Source organism: Acetivibrio straminisolvens JCM 21531 (assembly GCF_000521465.1).
Classification (GTDB): Bacteria; Bacillota; Clostridia; order Acetivibrionales; family Acetivibrionaceae; genus Hungateiclostridium; species Hungateiclostridium straminisolvens.
This window is the reverse complement of sequence record NZ_BAVR01000149.1, coordinates 1-1508: the sequence shown is the minus strand read 5'-3', so window position 1 is coordinate 1508 and position 1508 is coordinate 1. Positions and strand designations below refer to the sequence as shown.

General features: G+C 34.0%; 2 protein-coding genes. Both read left to right on the top strand.

The features are described from left to right. Positions 1–394, top strand: a 394-nt coding sequence (locus JCM21531_RS17170) for an ISL3 family transposase (RefSeq protein WP_038291648.1), incomplete at its 5' end; no start/stop codon positions are given. 25 nt (positions 395–419) lie between these two features. Next, on the top strand, positions 420–1508 hold a 1089-nt coding region (locus JCM21531_RS17165), incomplete at its 3' end, for a transposase (RefSeq protein WP_117407271.1).

Genomic DNA, 1508 nt, shown 5'->3' with positions numbered 1-1508 from the left:
TCATGAAATAAAGGATGGCAAATGCTATATAACAGTAGCTTCTAACCGCAAAGAAGTAACATGTCCATTTTGCGGCCGGCCATCATCCAGAATACATTCCACATATAACAGAACATTTCAGGACCTTCCAATACAAGGTAATAAGGTATTTATTATTATACGTAACAGAAAAATGTTTTGTGATAATCCTGATTGTAGTCATACTACTTTTGCAGAAAGGTTTGATTTTATCTCCTGTAAAGCAAAGAAAACCCGTCGTCTTGAGGATGAAATTGTACGACTGTCAATAAATTGCAGTTCTGTTGCAGCATCAAAAGCTCTAAAGGAAAATGTTGTAGATATCGGTAAAAGTACAGTTTGCAATCTCTTAAAAAAAAGAAACACCGGTTGTTGACAAAAAGACAGTAACAGCTGTTTGCATTGATGATTTTGCTATTAAAAAGCGAAAAAGCTATGGGACAATTATGGTAGATATTTTTACGCATCAAATACTTGATATGATTAACTCAAGGGATTATGAGACTGTTTACGAGTGGTTAAAAACATATCCAAATCTTCGTGTGATATCAAGAGATGGATGTGTTATCTATAATAATGCAATTGCAAATGCACACCCGGAAGCTTTACAAATAAGTGACCGTTTTCATTTACTGAAGAATCTGATTTCCTATATAACAGAGTATCTAAAAAAGAGATTAAAGCCGCAAGTTTTAATACAAGCTGTCAGTCAGGAAACTAAAGAGGCAAAAACAATAAGACAGGCAGATGAAAACAGAAAACTTACATTGAAAGAAAAATATGAAAAGATAAAACAACTCCTATTAGAAGGAAGATGTAAAACAGAAATTTGCCGGAGCTTAAATATGGATATACGAGCTTATGATAAGCTAATGGCAATGACGCCTGAAAAAAGGGAAAAGTCATTCCAGATAAAAAAGATGATCATACATGAAGAAAGAGTAAAGCAAAAAATGGAACGTGTAAATGAGGTGCGGGTGTTAAAGAGAATAGGTTTGAGTAATAGAGAGATATCCAGGCGTACTGGGCTTAATAGAAAAACAGTTAGCAGATATCTTGATGAAAACTTTAATCCGGTCCATGCTGCCTATGGCAAAAAGAGAAATGGGAAGCTGACACCATATATAAAAGCGATTGACGAATACCTTGAGAAAGGGACTATGGGTTCATATATTGAGGAAAAGATACGCGAAATGGGATATGAGGGTTCATCATCAACTGTGCGGGATTATATAACAGACTGGAAGAAGCGGAGAAAAAAATATTACGATAGAAGTAGAGAAGATGGGACAAAAACAGAAACAATAAAAAGAGAAAATATATTAAAGCTATTGTACCAACCAATAGTAAAAATAATTAGTAAGAAACAATTTGAAATGATATGCAAAGAATATCCGTTTTTTGAGAAGATATATAAAATAACATGGGAATTTAAGAGCATGCTAACTGATAAAAATATTGGTGCTTTGGATAAATGGATGGAGGGATCC